The organism is Streptomyces phytophilus, assembly GCF_013870535.1.
GTDB lineage: Bacteria > Actinomycetota > Actinomycetes > Streptomycetales > Streptomycetaceae > Streptomyces > Streptomyces phytophilus.
In genome coordinates this window covers 1-1,676 of record NZ_JACBXC010001288.1, presented here as the reverse complement: position 1 = coordinate 1,676, position 1,676 = coordinate 1, and the positions used below count along the sequence as shown (strand labels likewise).

At 75.4% G+C, this 1,676-nt stretch carries 2 protein-coding genes; both read left to right on the top strand.

Annotation, left to right across the window (positions count from 1 at the left end; all coding sequences use genetic code 11):
• The coding region (locus tag H5J30_RS31660; RefSeq protein ID WP_181791019.1) for an acyl carrier protein at positions 1–226 on the top strand (226 nt) is incomplete at its 5' end.
• 28 nt (positions 227–254) lie between these two features.
• Positions 255–1,676, top strand: a 1,422-nt coding sequence (locus tag H5J30_RS31655) for an amino acid adenylation domain-containing protein (RefSeq protein ID WP_181791017.1), incomplete at its 3' end; no start/stop codon positions are given.

Here is a 1,676-nt window from a genome sequence, read left to right as displayed (position 1 = left end):
GGCCGCGTGGCGCGACCTGCTCGGCCACCCGGACCTGGGGCCGGACGACGACTTCTACGACCTCGGAGGCGACTCGCTGACCGCCATCCGCATCGTCCGCCGCCTGGAGCAGCGGCTCGGCGTCGAGGTGCCGTTGCGCGAGTTCATGCTCTCCCGGACCCTCGGCCGGCAGGCGGGTCTCCTCGCCCGGCTGGCCGCGCAGAGCGAGAGGGAGGATTCCCCGTGACGGTGCCCTGCCGCAGAGGCGGACCGCGATGAGCGGCGGCGCGTTCGTCCGCATCGACGAGGCGTTCGCCCGGCAGGCCGCCGCGCGTACGGACCAGGTCGCCGTCCGGGATCCGGCCGGGACGTACACGTACGGCGAACTGTGGGAGACCTCCGGGCGGTTGGCGCGCGCGCTGGCCGAGTGGGGCGTCCGCCGCGGCGACGCGGTCTGCCTGCACGGGGTGGGCGACCGCGACACGATCGCGGCGATGCTCGGCGTGCTGCGTGCCGGAGCCCACGCCGTTCCGGTGGACCCGGGCTATCCGGCCGAACGCATCGAGCACATGGCCGCCCTCGTCGGGGCCCGCCTGCTGCTCCTGACCGCCGACCACAAGGTGCCCTCGGGGCTGACGGTCGCCACCCGGCACGTACACGACCTGGCGGCGTCCGCCGGCGCGGAGTCCGCGGACACCGGGCCGGCCGGCAGCGCGCACGACCTCGCGTACATCATGTTCACCTCGGGGTCGACGGGGCAGCCGAAGCCGGTGGGCGTGCCGCACGGCGCCCTCAGCGCGCTCTGCCTGCGGGACAGCCCCGTCCGGCGGGCGCCCGGGGACGTGTTCCTCGTGCACACCATCCTCACCTTCGACCCGTCCATGCTGGAGATCTGGTCGGCCCTCCTGGCCGGGGCCGCGGTGCTGTGCGCGCCGCGTACGACGCTCGCGGTGCACGAGACGGCCGCCTTCCTCGCCGACCCGCGGGTCACCACCGCGGTCCTCACCCCGGCGGTGTTCGCCCTGGTCGTCGAGCGCCACCCCGAAGCCCTGCGGTCGCTGCGGCACCTGATCGTCGGCGGCGACGTGCTGCCGTACGAGCACGCCGTCCGCGCCCGGCGGGAGTGCCCCGACCTGGAGATCGTCAACTGCTACGGGCCGACCGAGAACACCATCGTGAGCACGGCGTTCAGCCTCTCGTCGTGGGACGGGGCGGGGCCGTCCGTGCCCATCGGCAAGCCCGTCGCCGGCACCGTGTGCCTGCTGCTGGACGCCGACGGCGACCCCGTACCGGACGGCGAGGTCGGCGACCTGTACGTGGGCGGGGACCGCCTCGCCGCCGGCTACGCCGGCGATCCGCAGGCGACGAAGGAGCGCTTCCTCCCCGACCCCGCCGTACCCGGCGGGCGGATCTACCGGACCGGCGACCGGGCCTCGCTCCTCCCGGGCGGCGACCTCGCCTTCCACGGCCGCGAGGACGACGAGTTCAAGGTCCGCGGCTTCCGCGTCAACCTGGCCGAGGCCGAGTCGGTCGTGGAGGCGGACGAGCGGGTGCGCGAGGCGGCGGCGGTCCAGGTCGGGGCCGGCTACGACAAGAAGTTCGTGGTGTTCGTCAGGACCGCGGCGCCCGGCGCGGACCCCCGGGACATCCGGGCGCGCACGGCCGAGCGGGCGCCGGGGCACTTGGTGCCGGACGAG